The 17,500-nt window shown below is 68.9% G+C and carries 17 protein-coding genes; 4 read left to right on the top strand and 13 right to left on the bottom strand.

What is annotated here, in order from left to right; all coding sequences use genetic code 11:
* Positions 1–870 carry an NAD(P)/FAD-dependent oxidoreductase gene (locus Ate02nite_RS42590; protein ID WP_203813651.1) on the top strand — a complete coding sequence of 290 codons (870 nt, stop codon included), beginning with the start codon at positions 1–3 and terminating at the stop codon, positions 868–870.
* Here the strand turns inward: Ate02nite_RS42590 and glgA are convergent.
* The gene (gene glgA / locus Ate02nite_RS42595) at positions 852–2,051 is read right to left on the bottom strand and encodes a glycogen synthase (protein WP_239148115.1); all 1,200 of its coding nucleotides are present in this window, start codon (positions 2,049–2,051) and stop codon (positions 852–854) included. The two genes, Ate02nite_RS42590 and glgA, sit on opposite strands and share 19 nt — an antisense overlap.
* 123 nt (positions 2,052–2,174) lie before the next feature.
* Here glgA and glgC point away from each other — a divergent pair, with 123 nt between their 5' ends.
* Positions 2,175–3,407 carry a glucose-1-phosphate adenylyltransferase gene (gene glgC, locus Ate02nite_RS42600; protein WP_203813652.1) on the top strand — a complete coding sequence of 411 codons (1,233 nt, stop codon included), beginning with the start codon at positions 2,175–2,177 and terminating at the stop codon, positions 3,405–3,407.
* A 111-nt stretch (positions 3,408–3,518) separates the two neighbouring features.
* A complete protein-coding gene (locus Ate02nite_RS42605; protein ID WP_203813653.1) occupies positions 3,519–5,063 on the top strand; it encodes a serine/threonine-protein kinase in 1,545 nt (514 codons plus the stop codon).
* Between the two features lie 6 nt (positions 5,064–5,069).
* On the opposite strand, the gene Ate02nite_RS42610 is transcribed toward Ate02nite_RS42605, so the two are convergent.
* The 5 genes from Ate02nite_RS42610 to Ate02nite_RS42630 form a co-directional block, all read right to left on the bottom strand.
* Positions 5,070–6,068 (bottom strand): AraC family transcriptional regulator, encoded by a 999-nt coding sequence (locus tag Ate02nite_RS42610; RefSeq protein ID WP_203813654.1) that lies wholly within the window; start codon positions 6,066–6,068, stop codon positions 5,070–5,072.
* 39 nt (positions 6,069–6,107) lie between these two features.
* Positions 6,108–6,422, bottom strand: coding sequence for a phospholipase (locus Ate02nite_RS42615; RefSeq protein ID WP_239148116.1), 315 nt, complete (start codon positions 6,420–6,422; stop codon positions 6,108–6,110).
* A 29-nt stretch (positions 6,423–6,451) separates the two neighbouring features.
* Positions 6,452–7,843 carry a DUF4331 domain-containing protein gene (locus Ate02nite_RS42620; RefSeq protein WP_203813656.1) on the bottom strand — a complete coding sequence of 464 codons (1,392 nt, stop codon included), beginning with the start codon at positions 7,841–7,843 and terminating at the stop codon, positions 6,452–6,454.
* A gap of 16 nt (positions 7,844–7,859) precedes the next feature.
* Positions 7,860–8,135, bottom strand: coding sequence for a hypothetical protein (locus Ate02nite_RS42625; protein WP_203813657.1), 276 nt, complete (start codon positions 8,133–8,135; stop codon positions 7,860–7,862).
* Positions 8,136–8,222: 87 nt separating this feature from the next.
* Positions 8,223–9,164, bottom strand: coding sequence for a lytic polysaccharide monooxygenase auxiliary activity family 9 protein (locus Ate02nite_RS42630; protein WP_239148117.1), 942 nt, complete (start codon positions 9,162–9,164; stop codon positions 8,223–8,225).
* Between the two features lie 89 nt (positions 9,165–9,253).
* Between Ate02nite_RS42630 and Ate02nite_RS42635 the strand changes: the two genes are divergently transcribed.
* The gene (locus Ate02nite_RS42635; protein ID WP_203813658.1) at positions 9,254–9,622 is read left to right on the top strand and encodes an FKBP-type peptidyl-prolyl cis-trans isomerase; all 369 of its coding nucleotides are present in this window, start codon (positions 9,254–9,256) and stop codon (positions 9,620–9,622) included.
* Between the two features lie 328 nt (positions 9,623–9,950).
* On the opposite strand, the gene Ate02nite_RS42640 is transcribed toward Ate02nite_RS42635, so the two are convergent.
* The 7 genes from Ate02nite_RS42640 to Ate02nite_RS42670 all read right to left on the bottom strand — a co-directional run bounded on the left by Ate02nite_RS42640 (position 9,951) and on the right by Ate02nite_RS42670 (position 17,444).
* Complete coding sequence (locus Ate02nite_RS42640; protein ID WP_203813659.1) at positions 9,951–11,150, bottom strand: SGNH/GDSL hydrolase family protein; 1,200 nt, start codon at positions 11,148–11,150, stop codon at positions 9,951–9,953.
* A gap of 19 nt (positions 11,151–11,169) precedes the next feature.
* Positions 11,170–12,609, bottom strand: coding sequence for a hypothetical protein (locus tag Ate02nite_RS42645; protein ID WP_203813660.1), 1,440 nt, complete (start codon positions 12,607–12,609; stop codon positions 11,170–11,172).
* A gap of 264 nt (positions 12,610–12,873) precedes the next feature.
* On the bottom strand, positions 12,874–13,749 hold the full coding sequence (locus tag Ate02nite_RS42650; RefSeq protein ID WP_203813661.1) for a hypothetical protein: 876 nt from the start codon (positions 13,747–13,749) through the stop codon (positions 12,874–12,876).
* A 127-nt stretch (positions 13,750–13,876) separates the two neighbouring features.
* A complete protein-coding gene (locus Ate02nite_RS42655; protein ID WP_239148118.1) occupies positions 13,877–14,767 on the bottom strand; it encodes a carbohydrate ABC transporter permease in 891 nt (296 codons plus the stop codon).
* Entirely contained in the window at positions 14,764–15,717 is a 954-nt protein-coding gene (locus Ate02nite_RS42660) for a carbohydrate ABC transporter permease (RefSeq protein WP_203813662.1), read from the bottom strand. The genes Ate02nite_RS42655 and Ate02nite_RS42660 overlap by 4 nt, the downstream gene beginning before the upstream one ends.
* 10 nt (positions 15,718–15,727) lie before the next feature.
* On the bottom strand, positions 15,728–17,095 hold the full coding sequence (locus tag Ate02nite_RS42665; protein WP_203813663.1) for an ABC transporter substrate-binding protein: 1,368 nt from the start codon (positions 17,093–17,095) through the stop codon (positions 15,728–15,730).
* Between the two features lie 139 nt (positions 17,096–17,234).
* The gene (locus tag Ate02nite_RS42670) at positions 17,235–17,444 is read right to left on the bottom strand and encodes an RNA-binding S4 domain-containing protein (protein ID WP_203813664.1); all 210 of its coding nucleotides are present in this window, start codon (positions 17,442–17,444) and stop codon (positions 17,235–17,237) included.
* Positions 17,445–17,500 lie beyond the last annotated feature (56 nt).

Here is a 17,500-nt window from a genome sequence, read left to right on the forward strand (position 1 = left end):
ATGACCGTCGTTGTCGTCGGAGCCGGGATCGCCGGTCTCGCCTGTGCCCGTGAGCTGGTCGATGCCGGACTTCCGGCCCGGGTGATCGAACGAAGTGACCTTGTCGGCGGCCGTTTGGCCAGTGAGCACCTGGACGGCCGCTGGGTGGACACCGGCGCCGCCTACCTGACCGCCGACGACCCGGCCTTCCTCGGCCGGCTCCAATCCTGGCGGATCGCCGGTCTGGCCCATCCGTGGACCGACACGCTGCGTGGCCAGCAGGGGCCGCCGACGACCCGCTGGGCGGCCCCCGGCGGCCTGAACAGCCTGGCCCGGGACCTGGCCCGGGGACTCGAGATCACGCTGAACACCGAGGTCACCGAGCTGCCGGACGCCGCCACGGTGGTCCTGGCGATGCCCGGCCCGCAGGCCGCCGCGATCTTCCCCGAAACAGCGGAACAGACCTGGTCACCGGTGGTGACGGCGATCCTGACGTACGCCGAGCGCACCTGGCCGGATTTCGCCGGGGCGTTCGTCAACGACGATCCGGTGCTGGCCACCGTGATCGACGACGGCGACCGCCGCGGTGACCGGGCCCCGGTGCTTGTCGCGCACTCGACCGCCGGTTACGCCCGCGAGCACCGGACCGGCCAGAAGCTGGCCGAGGCCGTCGGCGACCTGCTGAACATCAAGGACAACCCGGAGATCAAGACCCGCTTCTGGCCGTACGCCCAACCGCGCCCGGGAAGTGGCGACTTCGCCCGGTACGGCAACGTGTACGTCTGTGGTGACGCCTTCGGCCGGCCCCGCGTGCAGACCGCCTGGCTCAGCGGCCGGGCGGCCGCCCGGGCCATCTTGGGTGAACAGAGCGTTCAGAGCACCGAGTTGTAGACCTCGAGGGTGTCCACCGCGATCCGGGACCAGCTGAACTTCTCCACCGCCCGGCGCCGGCCGGCCAGCCCCATCGTGGCGGCCCGCTGCGGATCCCGGATCAGTGTGGTCATCGCCGAGGCCAGGTCGGCCACGAATTTCTCGGGCGACACCGGCGTACCCGTACCGTCGGAAAGTTGTTCGATCGGCACCAGCAGGCCCGTCTCGCCGTCCGCGACCACCTCGGGGATTCCGCCCGTCGCGGTAGCGACGACGGCGGTCTCGCAGGCCATCGCCTCGAGATTGACGATGCCCATCGGCTCGTAGATGGACGGGCAGACGAACACGGTCGCGTGCGTGAGCACCTGGACAACCTCGTGCTTGGGCAGCATCTCCTGCACCCAGATCACGCCCTGCGGGTCGCGGGCCTTGCGCAGCTCGTCGGCCAGCCCGGCCACCTCGGCGGCGATCTCCGGGGTGTCGGGGGCGCCGGCCAGCAGCACGATCTGGGTCTCCGGCGGCAGGTCGTGGCAGGCCCGCATCAGATAGGGCAGGCCCTTCTGCCGGGTGATCCGGCCGACGAACACGACGCTGGGCCGGTTGAGGTCGATGCCGAGCCGCTCGATCACGTCGGTGCCACGGTCCGGCGCGTACTGCGTGGTGTCGATGCCGTTGTAGACGACGCGTACCTTGTCCGGGTTGACCGAGGGATAGGCGGTGAGCACGTCGCGCCGCATGCCGCCGGAGACCGCGATGATCGCGTCGGCGTGCTCGATCGCGACCCGCTCGCAGAACGAGGACAGCGCGTAACCGCCGCCGAGCTGCTCGGCCTTCCACGGGCGCAGCGGTTCGAGGCTGTGCGTGGTGACCACGTGCGGGACGCCGTGCAGGAGCTTGGCGGTGTGCCCGGCGAAGTTCGCGTACCAGGTGTGACTGTGCACGATGTTCGTGCCCTCGCAGCCGGCCGCCATCGCCAGGTCGACCCCCATCGTGCGCAGCGCCGCGTTGGCCCCGGACAGTTCGCCGAGGTCGGGGTAGGCGGTCACGCCCGGCTCGGTGCGCGGCGCGCCGAAGCAGTGCACCCGGACGTCGGCCAGGGGCCGCAGGTCACGCGCGAGATATTCCAGGTGGACACCGGCCCCGCCGTACACCTCCGGCGGGTATTCCCTGGTGATGAGGTCGACGCGCAGCGATGTGGTCACGCCTGCGAGCCTAGTGCGTAACCAAGGAACCGGCGCGCCGCCGCGCAAGATCAGGTAGCCTGTCACTCGCCGAGTTGCCTTCTTCGGCTGGCATTAGTGCTGGCGGAAAGTTAGCGTCCTTCCATGGCTGTCAAGGTGCTTGCGATCGTTCTGGCCGGTGGTGAGGGTAAGCGCCTGATGCCCCTGACGGCGGACCGGGCCAAACCCGGTGTGCCCTTCGGCGGCATCTACCGCATGATCGACTTCGTGCTGTCGAATCTGGCGAACGGCGGCTATCTCAAGATCGTCGTGCTGACCCAGTACAAGTCGCATTCCCTCGACCGGCACATCACCAAAACGTGGCGGATGTCCACGCTGCTCGGCAACTACGTCACCCCGGTGCCGGCCCAGCAGCGTCTCGGTCCGCGTTGGTTCGCCGGGTCGGCCGACGCGATCTACCAGAGCCTCAACCTGATCAACGACGAGTCGCCCGACTACGTGATCGTGTTCGGCGCCGACCACATCTACCGCATGGACCCGAAGCAGATGGTCGAGGACCACATCGCCTCGGGCGCCGCGGTCACGGTGGCAGGCATCCGGCAGCCCAAGTCGGACGCCTGGCAGTTCGGCGTGATCGACGTGGATTCCGACGGTAAGAAGATTCGCGCCTTCCGGGAGAAGCCGCGCGACGCCGAGGGCCTGCCCGACTCCCCCGACGAGGTGTACGCCTCGATGGGCAACTATGTGTTCACCACCCGCGCCCTGTGCGAGGCGGTGACCAAGGACGCGCAGAACCCCGACAGCAAGCACGACATGGGCGGCAACATCATCCCGATGCTGGTCGAGCGGGGCGAGGCCAACGTCTACGACTTCCGCGACAACAACGTGCCCGGCAGCAGCGAGCGCGACCTCGGCTACTGGCGCGACGTGGGCACGCTCGACTCGTTCTACGAGGCCCACATGGACCTCATCGCCACGCTGCCGATCTTCAACCTCTACAACCACGAGTGGCCGATCTTCACCAACTACGGCTCATGGCCGCCGGCCAAGTTCGTGCACGGCTTCGACGACCGCCAGGGCCGCGCCATCGAATCGATGATCTCCCCCGGCGTCGTGGTCTCCGGCTCCCTGGTGGAACGCTCGGTGGTCTCCCCCAACGTGCGCATCAATTCCTGGGCGCACGTCGAGGGCTCGGTGCTGATGGAGGGCGTCTCGGTGGGCCGCCGAGCCATCCTGCGCAACACCATCATCGACAAGAACGTGGTCATCCCCGAGGGCGCCCAGATCGGCGTAGACCTGGATCGGGACCGCAAGCTCTACACCGTCTCCGACAACGGCATCGTCGTGATAGGCAAGGGCCAAAAAGTAGAACTCTGACCCGGCTTCCCGACGGCCCTCCTTTCAGGACGGGTGAAGCGGTGGCGGGAACGTACGCATTTGTGCGTTCCCGGGTGTGCATCCGGCCGGCGATGACGGCAAACTACCGTGGTGAACGCAGAACCTGAGGACGACGGGTTCGGCCGGTACCACCATCCGACCTGGACGCCGGTCGAAGGCGACCTGCTCGGCGGGCGTTACCGCATGGTCCGCCCGGCCGGTGAGGGCGGCATGGCCGTCGTCTGGGAGGCCCGCGACGAGGTGCTCGCCCGTACCGTTGCGATCAAGGTGCTGGCGCCGGAATGGGCCGGCGATCCGGAGTTCCGCGACCGGGTCCGGCTCGAGGCGCGGGCGGCCGCCGCGATCACCCACCCGAACATCGCGCAGGTGCATGACTACGGCGAGGCGAACGACGTGCCGTACGTCGTGATGGAGTTCGTGCCCGGCGGGACGTTGCTGGGGCGTCTCAGCCAAGGCCTGCCGCAACCCCGGTTCGCCATGCGGGTCGGTGCGGAGGTGGCGGCCGCGCTCGCGGCCGCCCACGCCGAGGGCCTCGTGCACCGCGACGTCAAACCCGCCAACGTGATGCTCTCGGCGACCGGGGCCAAGGTGGTCGACTTCGGCATCGCGGCGGCGATCGCCCCCGCCGGGGTCGGCACCGAGGACGAGATGATCTACGGAACCGCGGCCTATCTGGCCCCGGAGCGTCTCCGCGACGACGCCGTCGAGCCGGCGTCCGACGTGTACGCCCTCGGGCTGTTGCTCCATCTCATGCTGATCGGGCGCTCACCGTGGACGATCGAGGACACCACCGAGATGCTGTCGGAGCACACCTACTTCGAGCCGCCGCTGCTGCCGTCCGTGCCCGGCGTCCCCGACTACGTCATCAAGCTGGGCAACCGGTGCTTGCAGACGGACCCTTCGATGCGGCCGAGCGCGCGGGAGGCCGCCGCGCTACTGGCCCGGGGCGCCGGCAGACACATGGCGACCGGCGAGCCCGACCGCTTACCCGCGTCTGCAACGGCCGGCGGCGAGGCCACCGGGCAGGGCCTTTCCGCGTCCGTCCGGCCGACGAAGGTCGCCGCGCCGGCCGGACGCCGGTGGCTTCTGATCGCCGGGGTCACCGCCGCGCTCCTCGGCGCCGCCGGCACGGCATGGCTCCTTCAGCGGGACGGACAGGCTGCCGTTCCACAGGTGCTGCCCTCGGGGGCGACGTCCACGCCGGCGTCCGCGACACCCACGTTCACGGCGTCCGCGGCGTCCGCCGCCGGCGAACCGGCCGCGACCAGCGGCGCGGCGGTCGCGGTCGCGGCGCTGGGCGCGGCGGCCGAGCCGGCTACGTCGCCTCCGCGCGGGGCGGCGGCCGGGCCTGCGGCAGATTCTGCCACCGCTGATGCGGAGCCGACCGCCACACCGACGGCCACCTCCGCTCCCGAGGAGCGCACGTTCACCTCCGACGCCGGCTGGATACGCGCGATCTGTCCGGAACCGTCGACCGCCGAGATCCTCTCCTGGGGCACCACCAAGCCCTACAAAGTCGACGACACCGATATCGGCCCGGCCGAAGAACCGTCGGTCACCTTCCGGCACGGAAACACTTTCGTCAAAATGACGGTGAGCTGCGCCGGGAGCGAACCCACAGTGGCTACCGGCTGACGGGCCTCAGCGTCGTTCGCGCAGGGTCTGGGACGGGGAGACGCCGTAGCGGTCGCGGTAGGCGCCGGCGAAGCGGCCCAGGTGGGTGAAGCCCCAGCGGTAGGCGACCTCGCTGACGTTCACCTGCCAGGCGTCCGAGCGGGACAACTCGGCGTGCACGCCGTCCAGGCGCACCCGCCGCAGGTAGGCCAGTGGGGACATGCCGACGTGCTGGCGGAACGCCTCCTGCAGCACCCGCACCCCGACCCCGGCCGACGAGGCCAGGTCGCCGGCGGTGAACTGCCGCCACGGCTCGGCGTGGATGGCGTCGAGGGCGCGTTTCACGGTGCGGGGGCGGCGCGGGCCCTGCAGGCCGGCCGGTTCGTCGACGCCGTAGGGGTGCTCGACGGTCAGGGCCAGGCCGCTCACCACCATGTCGCGCCAGCGGGCTGCCATCCGGGGCTGCCGGATCAGGCCGTCGTCGGCGCACAGCTCGGAGTGCAGCAGTCGCACCAGCGCCGCCCAGGTGCGGCCCGGCCCGTCGACCATGTCGAAGCTCTCGCCCAGCAGCAACGGCGACACGATCCGCTGGTCGAGGGTGGCGTCGAGTTCCCGTTCCAGGGCGGCCCGGTCCACCTTGACCGACATCAGCCGGCAGTCGCCGGGCCAGTCCAGGTCGATCGCGCCGACCGGGCGGTAGACGGCGGCGCGGGTCGCGTCGGCCAGTACCGTGGTGCCGCGGTGCCGGGAGCGCAGCGTGCCGGTCAGCGGGGCGAGCACGTGGTAGGCGGTCTCGAGGTCGGCGATGTTGACGTGGATGTCGGAGCCGTAGCTGATCTTGCCGACGGTGACCGAGCCCAGCATCACCACGTCGCCGTCAAAAGCAAACCCGCTGAGGTCACCGACGGGGGTGACCTCAAGCGGGCCGTAGAACAACTTGCGGCAGAACGCTCGGGCTTCGTCCACGTCGCTCGTGTGCAGCGCGACGTGGACCGGCGTGTCCGGGGCCGCGGCTGAGCCGACCATGCCGTCCACCCTAGACCGAAGTCGGGTGGACGGCGGGGGTCAGGCGGCCGCGACCTCGGCGGGCCAGGAGAACTCGGCGACCCCGGCGTCGGGCACGTCAACCTCGGCGAGCGCGGTCACCGGGTCCTGCCAAACCGTGTACCGGCCGGCCGGGAGGCTGTCGATGACGACGCTCCAGATCACCCCGGAACGCACGTACCGAGCTCGAACCGCAGCGTGCGTACGGTGTGCCGGGTCGTTGACCGGGCTGACCTCGATCTCGTGTCCGTGCAGGCGGCCGGGGGTGTGAATCACCAGGGCCCCGATGCCGGCACCGATGTTGAGGACGACCGTGCCCTGTCCGGACGGGGCCATCGTGTGATGGTGGTGGTGATCGTGACTGATCATGGATTGTTGAACCCATCGAACGGCGTACCCAGGAAGGGGAATTTCTTCAGCAGGGGGGCACTGGCGTCCTTGATGCTCAGGCCCTGCTCGACCAGACCCGACGCGGCGTCCGGCTTGAACGTGTCGTCGACCAGCGCGAAGGTCGCTCCGGCCACCGCCTTGATCGAGATCGACACCACGTCGTCCTCGATCCGGCGCCCGTTCGGGAAACCGGCCAGGTCGCCGTCGAGGATGCCGAACTTCTTCGGCGCCTTCACCGGCGGGATCGCGGTGTTCAGCCGCAGCATGTCGGCCTTGGTGTCGCCGGTCGCGTTCTGGAAGCCGTCGATCAGCCCGTCCGGGATGCCGGTGAGCAGGATCGCGACCAGGTCGGCGCGGGGCGTCTTGGCCTTGTTGAGCGCGGCCAGGTTGTCGAACAGGCCCGGGTAGAGCACCGGCAGCAGCCCGGCGAGCTCCGGCTGCTCGACGAACTTGGAGAACCGCTTGTCCTCCTTGGGCTCCAGGCTGTTGAACAGGTCCTTCTGCGCCATCGGGATGACGACCTCGTTGACCAGCGGGTTGCCCAGCCGGGAGACCTGCACCTGGGGGCCGACCTCGACGTCCGCGTTCTTCTTGTCGCCCTGGCGCACCTGCACCTGGCGGCGGCTCGCCGACGTCCACACGCCGATCACGGCGCCCGGGTCGCTCGCGCGGACCTTCTTCTTGCCGTCCCGGCGCACCATGTGCAGCGGGATCTGCAGGGCGATCGAGTGCACGTTCAGCTTGTCCAGGGCGTTGACCGCCTTGCCCGCGTAGTTGAACAGGCTCGCGCCGACCAGGTGCTTGTCCTGGAACGGGCGCAGGGTGCCGAGGTCGAAGATCGAGCCCAGGTCGACGAAGAAGGCGTCGGCGCGCTGGCCGGCGAAGACCTTCTCACCGGTCTTCAGGCTGGCCACCGCGTCGGAGGCGAGCTTCGCGTAGTCCGGGATCGAGATCTTGCCGACGTTGCAGGGCGGGCAGGGCAGCTTCGAGTGCAGCACCGTGCTCTTGCCGTGCGCGTCGACCTTGGTCACCGAGAAGAACTGCCGGCGGTTCCAGTTCTCGTCGTCGAGCGACTTGATCTGGCCGGTGTTGTACAGGAACGTGTTGTTGTTGCGCAGCTCGGTGCGGAACCGGAACTGGTACGTGATGTCCGGTCGCGCGTCACCGTTGGCGTCGATGTGAATCTCGTACAGAACGTCGTCACCGAACTCGAAGAAGTTCGGGCCACTGGCCGGCAGCTGCATCGGAACGTAGTTCGCGATGATCGTCACAGTGTCCGGGTCGTCCGGGCTGACGAACGCGTAGAGGTCCGACGAGTCGGCAACCGGGTCCTTGCTGATTTCCGGAGCTTCACGGTGCGAAGACATTTAGTAAAGCTCCCCTTCAGGCTTTCGCGGCTTTGACGAGTTCGGCGGCAAGCTTCTTGTTCGTGACCGTCTTTTTCGATCCGCCCTTGAAAATGTCGATGGTGCCCTTCGACGCATCCCGCACCGAGATCACCAACGCCTGGCCATCGTCCTTCGCCTCGCTCTCACCTGCGAGGCTGAGCCCGGCAACACCGGCAACCGAGACGCCCACGCCGGCTGTTGCGGCGATGGTGAGAACCTTGCGGCGGGACAGGCGGCTTTGCGCCCGGCTGCCGTAACGAACACGACTCATGGTCGGCCTTTCGTCATTTCGCTTCGGTTGGACTGGAACGGCTTACAGCGTCGACGACCATCAGTACGAAGGCCGAGCCGTTGCGGTTCAACGGTTTTCGCGACGCCTGCGCAGAAGTCCTCCGATGACCGCCCAGGCGAGGAATCCGCCGCCCAGCAGGACGGCGCCCAGGATGATCTGATGACCCAGGGTGACCTGCTTGTCCTCACTCACGGTGGTGATGGCCTGGGGTGCCGCTGAGGTCGTCTCCACCGTTTCCGGAATTTCCGAAGTTTCCGCCGGGGCCGGCGCGGCTGTGGTGGTGACAGCCGGCTTGGCGGTCGGCTTCGCGGTCGCCTTCACCACGGCCGGGGACGGCGACGCGGCCACGGTCTTGAACACCAGATCCGAACAGGAGTAGTAGGTGTCCGCCGTGCTGGAGGTCTGCCAGACGATGTAGAGGATCTGCCGCCCGGTCCGGTCCTTGGGCAGCTTGACGCTCATCGAGTAGGACCCGCTGGTCAGCGGCGGATCCTTGATCTCGGTGAGTTCGCTCAGGGCGCCCCAGGTGAGCTTCTGGGTGGGAGTGAACCCCTGCTTGGTCAGATAGATCCGGAAACTCCCCTGGTGCGGCAGCGTCGCCCGGTACTTGATCGGCAAAGTCTTCCCACCGGTCACCGTGGTCGACGGAAAGTCGTCCCGGGCGATGTCGAGCCCCTTGAACTGCGACAACCCGCCACTGCACAGCTCCCCGTCGGGCACGAACTTCTTGTCGTTCCCGTTCACGTTCGCCACCCGAAGGTTGTCGAACGTGCCGAACGCCCCGCCGTTGGCCTTCAGCGCCGCCTTGCAAGCCGCCGTATCGGTAGCCGTCCCACCGCCGGCCGCACAGGCCGCGGTCCGGCTGATCGGCGAGGTGGGTGCGCCGTGTGCGAACGCGGGCAGCGCGGGCATCAATGGCACGAGCGCCGCAACAGCGGCGACGGCGGCGAGTCGGCGGATCATGACGTACTCCAGAATCTCGGCGGCGGGGCCGGGCAGGCTCCGCACGGAGAAGTACGCAGATGCCCGGTCAGCCGTTCACCTTTCAACCCGGTGTGATTGCATGGCGAGGTTCGTATCCAACCCGGAGGAGAGTTATGGAAAAGCCCGAGATCGGCCCGATCCAGGGCGACCCGCCCGCCGACCTGGTCATCGAGGACATCACGGTTGGCGACGGCCCCGAGGCGTCCGCCGGCCAGACGGTGATCGTGCACTACGTGGGCGTCTCCCACTCGACCGGCGCCCAGTTCGACGCCTCGTGGGACCGCGGTGACACGTTCGACTTCCCGCTGGGTGCCGGCCACGTCATCGGCGGCTGGGACCAGGGCGTCCAGGGCATGAAGGTGGGCGGCCGCCGCAAGCTGACCATCCCGCCGCACCTGGGCTACGGCGCCCGCGGCGCCGGCGGCGTCATCAAGCCCAACGAGACGCTGATCTTCGTAGTCGACCTGATCGGCGTGAAGTAGGTCTCAGGCAGGACGGGAGGGAGGCGGGCTCAGCGGCCCGCCTCCCTCCGGCGTTCCGGCATGGTTGACGTGTTGATCGTCAATGTTGATGCAGTCGAGTCAACATGACCGCGTCAACACGTCAACATGACGCGTTCCGCGCTTCGCACAGCCCGCGTCGGCACTCAACCTGGCCAGCGCATCGACCGGCCGCCGCCACAGGCCGTACCGCCCGGTCGCTGGCGCAGGCCGCACCACCAGGTGGCCGGCGCAGGGCCGGGCGGCCGCCGCAGGCCGCACCGCCAGGTGGCCGCCGCAAGCCGCACCGGCGGGTGGGTGGCGCCGGTCGTCAGCTGAACAGGCGCAGGTCGATTGAGTCGGCCATGGCGCGCTGGCCGGCGATGTTCGGGTGCAGGTGGTCGGCCTGGTAGGCCGGTAGCACCTGGGCCGGGTTCTCCGGATCGCGGATCGCCGCGTCGAAGTCGGCCACCCCGTCAAAGCTGCGGCTGGTCCGCACCCAGGCGTTGACCTGCTGGCGGACCGCCTCCTGCGCCGGGCTGAAGCAGCCGGAATCGCAGCCGTAGGGCGTAATGGTCGCCCCGATCACCCGGATCCCCGCCGCCCGCGAACGCTGAGCGATCGTCCGCAGCCCGGCGATCAGGTCCTCGGCCGTAGCGTTGTAGCCGATGTCGTTGATCCCGTCGGCCAGGATCAGATAGCGCGCCCCGGTCTGCAGCCGAACGTCCGCCTTCTCCCGCGCGAGCCCCGAGATGCTGGTCCCGGCCCCGCAGCAGTCGGTCCGGTCGGTGAGCACCTGATTGCCACCGATCCCCTGGTTGAGCACCCCGTACCGCCCATCGAGCCGCCCGGCCAGCACGTCGGTCCAGCGGTCGTTGCCGTTCCAGGTCGTGTAGGCCCCGTCGGTGATCGAGTCGCCGAGCGCCACGATGCTCCCGCGCACCGCCCGCCCCGCCCGCACGTCGACCCCGTCCAGCCAGAACCACGAACTGAGATAGCCGGTGAACGCCGCGGCGTCCCCGCGTACCTGGTTCCCGGCCGCCACGAACTGCGTCCCCTGGGCGGCGTCATGTCCGGTGATCGCGGCCGCATCACCGCCGGCCGTGACGTAGACGTCGACCGCGAGATCCTGTCCGTAGGCGACGCTCAAGTCGACCGGATCGCTCACCACCGAGGCGCCGACCGGGATCGTGACCGAGCCGCGCCCGCGGAAGGTGACCGCGCGCGAGGTGCCGGGCACGAGGCCGGCCGACCCGGAGGCCGCCGCCCGGGCCACGCCGACGGTGCCGAACGTCACGTCGGCGGCGCCGAAGGTGTTGGACAACCGCACCCGCAGCGATGAGCCACCTACGGTGGGATGAACGAGCATGCGCAGCGTCTGCTCGTGGAAGGCCGGGCCGGCCTCACGTTGCGGGCTGGTCGCCCACCCGCCGGTCCAGGACGGCGAGGCCTCGGCGGCGGGTGCGGACAGCACGGTCAGGACGGCGGCCAGGGCCAACCCCAAGGCGACGGCACGACGGCGCGGCCTCATGAGGTCAGATCCATAAGTATCAATGTTTTGGGCATGTTGCCGATAGTTGTCGAATCGCTTCGACGAAGCAACCCCGTCCCACCCCGGTCTTCACCCCCGGAGGGATCAGCCGGACTCCAGCAGCGCGGCCAGCGACTCGGGCTCCAGGCGGGCCACCGCGGACAGGTACAGCCACCAGGCCTCGGACGTCAACGCCTCGCCGAGCAGATGACGGGCGGGCGGCTCCCGGCCGGCCCGGCACAGGACGTCGGCGATGCGCAGGCGCACGTCCGCGTGCTGGCTCGATCCGTATCCGGCGAGCGGTTCGGTGGCCAAGGCCAGCACCCGATCCACCCGCTCGCCGTCGTGCCCCGCCGCGATCAGGGCGAGGGCCAGGCCGGCGGCGGCCAAGGCCCGCTCGCGCACACTGCCGATGACCTGGATATCGGCCTCGGCCTTCTCGAACGCGACCGCGGCGCAGCGGGTGCCAGGCGGGCACGTCGTCGGGGATCGGCGGGTTCGGGCGGCCGGCCACGACGACCCGCATTCCGTCCGGCGGGTTGGCCGGGAGCAGCGCGGCGATGCTGTAGGAGTTCGGGCCGGCGGTCACGCCCCGGTCCTCGTCCAGCCCGTCGACCAGCAGGATCAGCCGCCGGTCGGAGGCTCGGCAGAGCTTGGCGGCGCGGTCGAGCAGGCCCAGCACGTGGGCGTCCCGGGTGGCCTCGGTCAGCAGCGGCGGGAGGTCGTCGTCGAGCAGCGCGGTGAGCTGTTCCAGCAGCACGTCGGTGAAAGCGTGCCGGTCGTCCTGGGCGGCGAGCCGGGCGGTGATGAAGAACGGCACGACCACCATGCCGGCCGGTGGGTGCAGGGCGAACGTCGACATCAGCGCCGACTTGCCCGCCCACGCGGCGGCCCGCCACCACACGTAGGCGGGACCGTCGGGGCGCAGGCAGAAGTCGGCCAGCTCGGCGAGTTCCGCCTCCCGGCCGACCAGTTCGGGTGGCGCGATGCGCGCGATCTGCTGCCGGTAGGCGGACCGCACGGCCACCCGGCCGGCACCGAGCTGGATCACGTTCATCAGCCCGGCGGCGACGCCACCCCGGTCGGCGGAGATCGTCGCGGCGGCGGAACCGGGGTCGGAGCCGGCCGCGGGGTCCGGTGGCGAGTTCATCGTCACCGAGCCGATGGACCAACCTGCCACCGCACCGTTGCGGGCGCTGATGCTGACACCACCGGCGCTGAGCAGCGCGGCGAGCTTCACCGCGAAGTCGTGGTCGGACTCGGCGGCGTCCTCCAGGGACAGCGCGGCCCGCCGCCGGGTGCGCTCGCCGGCCACTCCGGCCGTAGCCTCGGCTCGCAGGGCGGCCAGCGCGGAGTCGTCACCGAGTTTCGTCGCTACCAGATCGTGCAACTGCCCGGCCGTACCGTCCGCGGGCCGGCCCGAAGCGAGCCAGGCGGCGAGGAAACCCGATGGCCGCATCGGTTTCCGCCGACACCGCGTCACCTCGCAATCCACGCCGTGCGATCGAGTTTCGCACGGCGTGGCGAAGCCGCAAGCACGGCGTGGCGAAGCCGCAAAAGACGGGTCAGCGGCGCGGGTAACCGGATCCCAGGCTGCCTACCGACGGGCGGCAGGGCGGACGGGCCGTAACCGGGTGGTCCAGTTGCGGCCCGTCCTCCTCACCCCCGGTGCGTTGCTCGAACCGGTCGTCCTCTCCCGGTTCGAGCGGCTCCCCGATCGGCGTCACTGCGCTCCCTTCAAGGCGGCGCAGCTCTTCTCCTCGGGAAGCAGCGGGCGGAAGGTGATCGACCACTTCGCGTTGCCGCTCGTCCACGGGGTGATCGCGGTGGCGGTCTTGGCGGCGGTCAGCACCTTCGCGGTGTCGGCTCCGGTCACGTCCACGCAGCCGATGCCCAGGCCGGGGTTCATCGACGTGCCGGGCAGCGCGGGGCCGGGCCAGGCCGTTTCGGGGCTCTTCGGCTGGTCGGCGGTCGGCTCCACGTAGACGCGGGCCAGGGCGGCGATCGCGGTCGGCTGGTAGGCGACGGCCTGGGCCACGCCGGGGGCGGCCGACAACTCGCGCAGCGTTTTCACGTACGCCGCAAGTTTTGTCCGGGCTGTTCGTTGTGCCGCCGTCAGGCGGGGGTCGTTGGTCTGGGCCTCGCTCAGCGCGACCACGCTCACCGACTGGTCGCCGGCGATGACCCTGGTCGAGGGGGCGTCGGCGATGTTGGGGAAGCCGAAGTCGGCACCGTTCGTCACCCCGGCCGCTTTGCCCTTGGTGACCAGGTCCTGCACCAGTTCCGGAGTCAGCAGCTGTTCCTGCAGGTTGGGCAGGGCCGGGCCCGGATAGATCATGGTGGTCGGGCCTTCGGAGATCATCCGGCCGTCGGCATAGATGCTCACCGCGGGGATGCGGCCGATGTTCTGCTCGGCCGGCACGAAGCCGCCGAACGACTCGACACGCAACACGAGCTCGTCCGCTCCGCCGTAGGGGGCGGGGCTGCTCGAACGGCTGTCGGGGGAAGCCGCCGCGCTGTTACCGGCGGTCTGCGCGCATGCACTGATCAGGAACAGGGGAACGGCGGCGGCCAACAGGGTGCCGCGGAGACGAGTCATGCCCTGTTCGACGATCCGAACGGGCCATCGGTTCCGGCCGAAATGCGGATTTCCATAGAAAAGGTGGCCGACCTCGACGGGGGGCGAGGCCGGCCACCTTCATTTCGGGGGCGGGGCGGAAAGCTTTTTACTTCACCGAACCCAGGGACAAGCCCTGGACCAGTTTGTCCTGGGCGGCGAAGCCGGCGGTCAGGACGGGCAGGGAGACCACGAACGCGGCTGCGCACAGTTGGGCGAGGAACAGGCCTTGGCTGGTGACGAAGCTGGTCAGGAACACCGGGGCGGTCTCGGCGACCGTCGCGGTGAGGACCCGGGCGAACAGCAGTTCGTTCCAGCTGAAGATGAAACAGATCAGCGCGGTGGCGGCGATGCCGGGGGTGACCACCGGCGCTATCACCGAGCGCAGCGTCTTGACCAGGTTGGCGCCGTCCATCTGGGCTGCTTCCAGCATCTCCACCGGCACCTCGGACAGGAACGAGCGCATCATCCAGACCGCGATCGGCAGGTTCATCGAGGTGTAGAAGAGGATCAGCAGCCAGATGTTGTCGAGCAGGCCGGTGTACTGGGCGAACAGATAGAGCGGGAGCAGGCCGGCCACGACCGGCAACATCTTGGTGGAGAGGAAGAAGAACAGCGTGTCGGTCCACTTGCGGACCGGTTTGATGCTCAGGGCGTACGCGGCGGGCAGCGACAACAACAGCACGATGATCGTGGACACCACGCTGGCGGTGAGGGAGTTGAGCAGTGGCGGCCAGGGACTCGCTCCGCCGGAGAAGAACTCGCGGTAGCCGTCCAGGGTGAGTGGCGCGAAGACGGCGGGCGGGTTGGTGGCGGCGTCGGCCTCGGAATGCAGCGAGGTCAGCACCATCCACACCACCGGCAGCACGAACAGCAGGCCGACCACCCAGGCGAGCAGGGACAGCCAGACGTTGGCGCCCTCTTTGCGTTTCTTGACCGGGCGGCCGGCGTCGTCGCGGGTCGCTGGGACGGGCGCGGTGTCGGTGATCGAGCTGCTCATCGGCCGGCCTCCTCTTTGAACAGCGACGACACTGTCCGTAGCGCGAATGTCGCGATGATGATGGTGCCGATCACCACGATGACCGCCGCGGCGGAGGCCCGGCCGTAGTCGTGGGCCTGGTAGAAGATCTGGTAGATCGTGTACGGCAGGTTGGCGGTGCCCAGCCCGCCGGAGGTGATGGTGAAGACCGCGTCGAAGTTCTGCACGATGTAGATCGAGCCCAGCAGCGCACCCAGCTCCAGGTATTGCCGCAGGTGCGGGAGCGTCATGCTGCGGAAGATCTGCCAGCTGTTGGCGCCGTCGATGCGGGCCGCCTCGATCACGTCCAGCGGCCGCCCCTGCAGCCCGGCCAGCAGGATCAGCATCATGAACGGGGTCCACTGCCAGACCAGCGAGAAGATCACCGCCCACAACGGCATGTTGCTGATCCAATCCGGCTGCGGTGGATGGTCCGAACCGAACAGACCCCACACCCAGGTCAGCGCGCCGTTGAACAGGCCGTACTCAGGGTTGTAGAGCGCGTGCTTCCAGATCAGCGCGGCCGCCACCGGCACCACCAGGAACGGCGCGATCATCATGGTGCGGACCGCGCCGCGGCCCCGGAACTTGCGATCGAGCAGAAGAGCAATGCCCAAACCCAACAACAGGCTGATGAGTACGACTCCGGCGGTGAGCAGAATCGTCGTCCAGACCGCGTCGCGCATGTTCACGTCGGTGAAGACCCGGACGAAGTTGTCGAACCCGGCGAACCCGCGCTCGTCGGGGTAGTAGGCGTTCCAGTCCATGAACGAGATGACCAGGGTGGCCACGAACGGCAGCTGGGTCACGATGATCATGAAGATCAGGGCGGGCAGCAGCGGTGCCCGGCGGGCCCAGGCGGAGGCCCGGCGCGCGGTGGCAGGCGGCTCGGGTGCGGTCTCGGCGGTGGTCTTCTCGGCGACGGACGTCATCTCGGCCTCCTCATTGCTGCCGGGACTGGTAGCGCTCGGCGACGTCCTCGGCCAGTCGCTGGCCGCGTTTCAGCGCTTCGTCGACGCTCATCTGCCCGGCGATGGCGGAGCTGACGTACTGCGACACCTGGGTGCCCAGATCCGTGAACTCGGGGATGTCGATGAACTGGATGCCGATCGCCGGCCGGGGCTGCACGCCCGGGTTGCGCGGGTCGGCGCTGGAGATGGCCTTCTCGGTGGGCTCGGCGAACGCCGACGCGACCTGCAGATACTGCTGGTTCTCATACGTCGAGGCGCGCTTGCCGGCCGGGACGCTGGACCAGCCGACCTGACTGCCGACCAGCTCCTCGTACTGCTTCGAGGAGGCCCAGGAGATGAACTTCCAGGAGTTGTCCTTGCGCTCGCTGGCCTGCTGGATGCTCCACGACCACGCGTACAGCCAGCCGGAGCTCTTGGTCTTGTCGACCGGCGCCGCGACGTAACCCATCTTGCCCTTGACCGGGGAGTCGTCCGCCTCCAGAGAACCAGCCGCGCTCGTCGCGTCGTACCACATCGCGGTGTTGCCTTGAATGGTGTTGTTCAGGCATTCGGTGAAGCCGGCCTGCGGCGCGCCGTTCTCGCCATGAGCGCGCACCAGGTCGACGTAGAACTTGACCGCCGCGGTGAACTCCGGCGAGTCGACCTTGGGGGTCCAGTCCTTCTCGAACCAGGTGCCACCGAACGTGTTGACCACGGTGGTGAGCGGGGCGAAGACCTGGCCCCAGCCGGGCTGGCCGCGCAGGCAGATGCCGCGCATGCCGGGCTGTTTGTTGTCGACCTTGGCGGCGATGTCGGCCACCTGCTGCCAGGTCGGGTTGGCCGGCATGGTGAGACCGGCCTGCTGCAGCACATCTTTGCGGTACATCAGGAACGACGACTCGCCGTAGAACGGCTCGCCGTACAGCTTGCCGTCGTCGGCGGTCAGCGACTGGGTCATCGGCGGCAGGATGTCGGCCTGGTCGAACTGGGTGTCGGCCTTCGTGTAATCATCCAGCGGCGCGATCCACTTCGACTTCGCATAGATCGGGATCTCGAAGTTGCTCAGCGACGCCACGTCGTACTGACCGGCCTGGCTGGAGAACTCCTGGCTGATCTTGTCGCGGACGTCGTTCTCCGGCAGCACCGTGAAATTGACGTGGATACCGGTCTGCTTGGTGAAGTTGGCCTCAGTGAGCCGCTGCAGGTCGATCATCTGCGGGTTGTTCACCATCAGGACGTTGATGGTGTCCGGTCCCCCGCCGCCGGGCCCTCCACCCCATCCCGCACAACCGGCGCTGACCACGGCTAATGCAGCGATCAAGGCGGCGGCGAGAGTGGATCGGATGTGCACGCGCGACATGTGACCTCCCCGGCGAGGCATGCGTCGTCACCGGCGAAAATGTGACGCCGGTAACACACCGGCCCCAGTACATGCCTGAGATCACACGATGTCAACCGCTCGTCACGCAGAGAGGCACATATGGCCGTCGATGTGCCGGTCAGGGCACCACGCGGGCCGAACGGCCCAGCACCTCCACCACATCGCCGGGGTGCAACTGCCGGCCCCGCCGGGTGTCCACCTCGCCGTTCACCGAGACGTCACCGGAGGCGATCAGGACCTTGCCCTCGCCGCCGGTCTCGATGAGATCCGCCAGCTTGAGGAACTGTCCGAGTCTGATCATGTCGCTGCCGATCTCCACCTCACGCATGACGACATCATCTCCGAAGTATTTCCGAAAGATGTTTGTGGGTGGTTGAACCATTG

Origin of the sequence: Paractinoplanes tereljensis (assembly GCF_016862435.1) — a bacterium.
Classification (GTDB): Bacteria; Actinomycetota; Actinomycetes; order Mycobacteriales; family Micromonosporaceae; genus Actinoplanes; species Actinoplanes tereljensis.

Coding starts and splice junctions, on each gene's coding strand:
- Ate02nite_RS42650 (WP_203813661.1), bottom strand. CDS start 13,749: ATGACTCGTCTCCGCGGCACCCTGTTGGCCGCCGCCGTTCCCCTGTTC.
- glgC (WP_203813652.1), top strand. CDS start 2,175: ATGGCTGTCAAGGTGCTTGCGATCGTTCTGGCCGGTGGTGAGGGTAAG.
- Ate02nite_RS42670 (WP_203813664.1), bottom strand. CDS start 17,444: ATGCGTGAGGTGGAGATCGGCAGCGACATGATCAGACTCGGACAGTTC.
- Ate02nite_RS42625 (WP_203813657.1), bottom strand. CDS start 8,135: ATGAGTCGTGTTCGTTACGGCAGCCGGGCGCAAAGCCGCCTGTCCCGC.
- Ate02nite_RS42665 (WP_203813663.1), bottom strand. CDS start 17,095: ATGTCGCGCGTGCACATCCGATCCACTCTCGCCGCCGCCTTGATCGCT.
- Ate02nite_RS42635 (WP_203813658.1), top strand. CDS start 9,254: ATGGAAAAGCCCGAGATCGGCCCGATCCAGGGCGACCCGCCCGCCGAC.
- Ate02nite_RS42660 (WP_203813662.1), bottom strand. CDS start 15,717: ATGACGTCCGTCGCCGAGAAGACCACCGCCGAGACCGCACCCGAGCCG.
- Ate02nite_RS42615 (WP_239148116.1), bottom strand. CDS start 6,422: ATGGCCCCGTCCGGACAGGGCACGGTCGTCCTCAACATCGGTGCCGGC.
- Ate02nite_RS42640 (WP_203813659.1), bottom strand. CDS start 11,150: ATGAGGCCGCGCCGTCGTGCCGTCGCCTTGGGGTTGGCCCTGGCCGCC.
- Ate02nite_RS42610 (WP_203813654.1), bottom strand. CDS start 6,068: ATGGTCGGCTCAGCCGCGGCCCCGGACACGCCGGTCCACGTCGCGCTG.
- Ate02nite_RS42645 (WP_203813660.1), bottom strand. CDS start 12,609: ATGCGGCCATCGGGTTTCCTCGCCGCCTGGCTCGCTTCGGGCCGGCCC.
- Ate02nite_RS42590 (WP_203813651.1), top strand. CDS start 1: ATGACCGTCGTTGTCGTCGGAGCCGGGATCGCCGGTCTCGCCTGTGCC.
- Ate02nite_RS42620 (WP_203813656.1), bottom strand. CDS start 7,843: ATGTCTTCGCACCGTGAAGCTCCGGAAATCAGCAAGGACCCGGTTGCC.
- Ate02nite_RS42655 (WP_239148118.1), bottom strand. CDS start 14,767: ATGAGCAGCTCGATCACCGACACCGCGCCCGTCCCAGCGACCCGCGAC.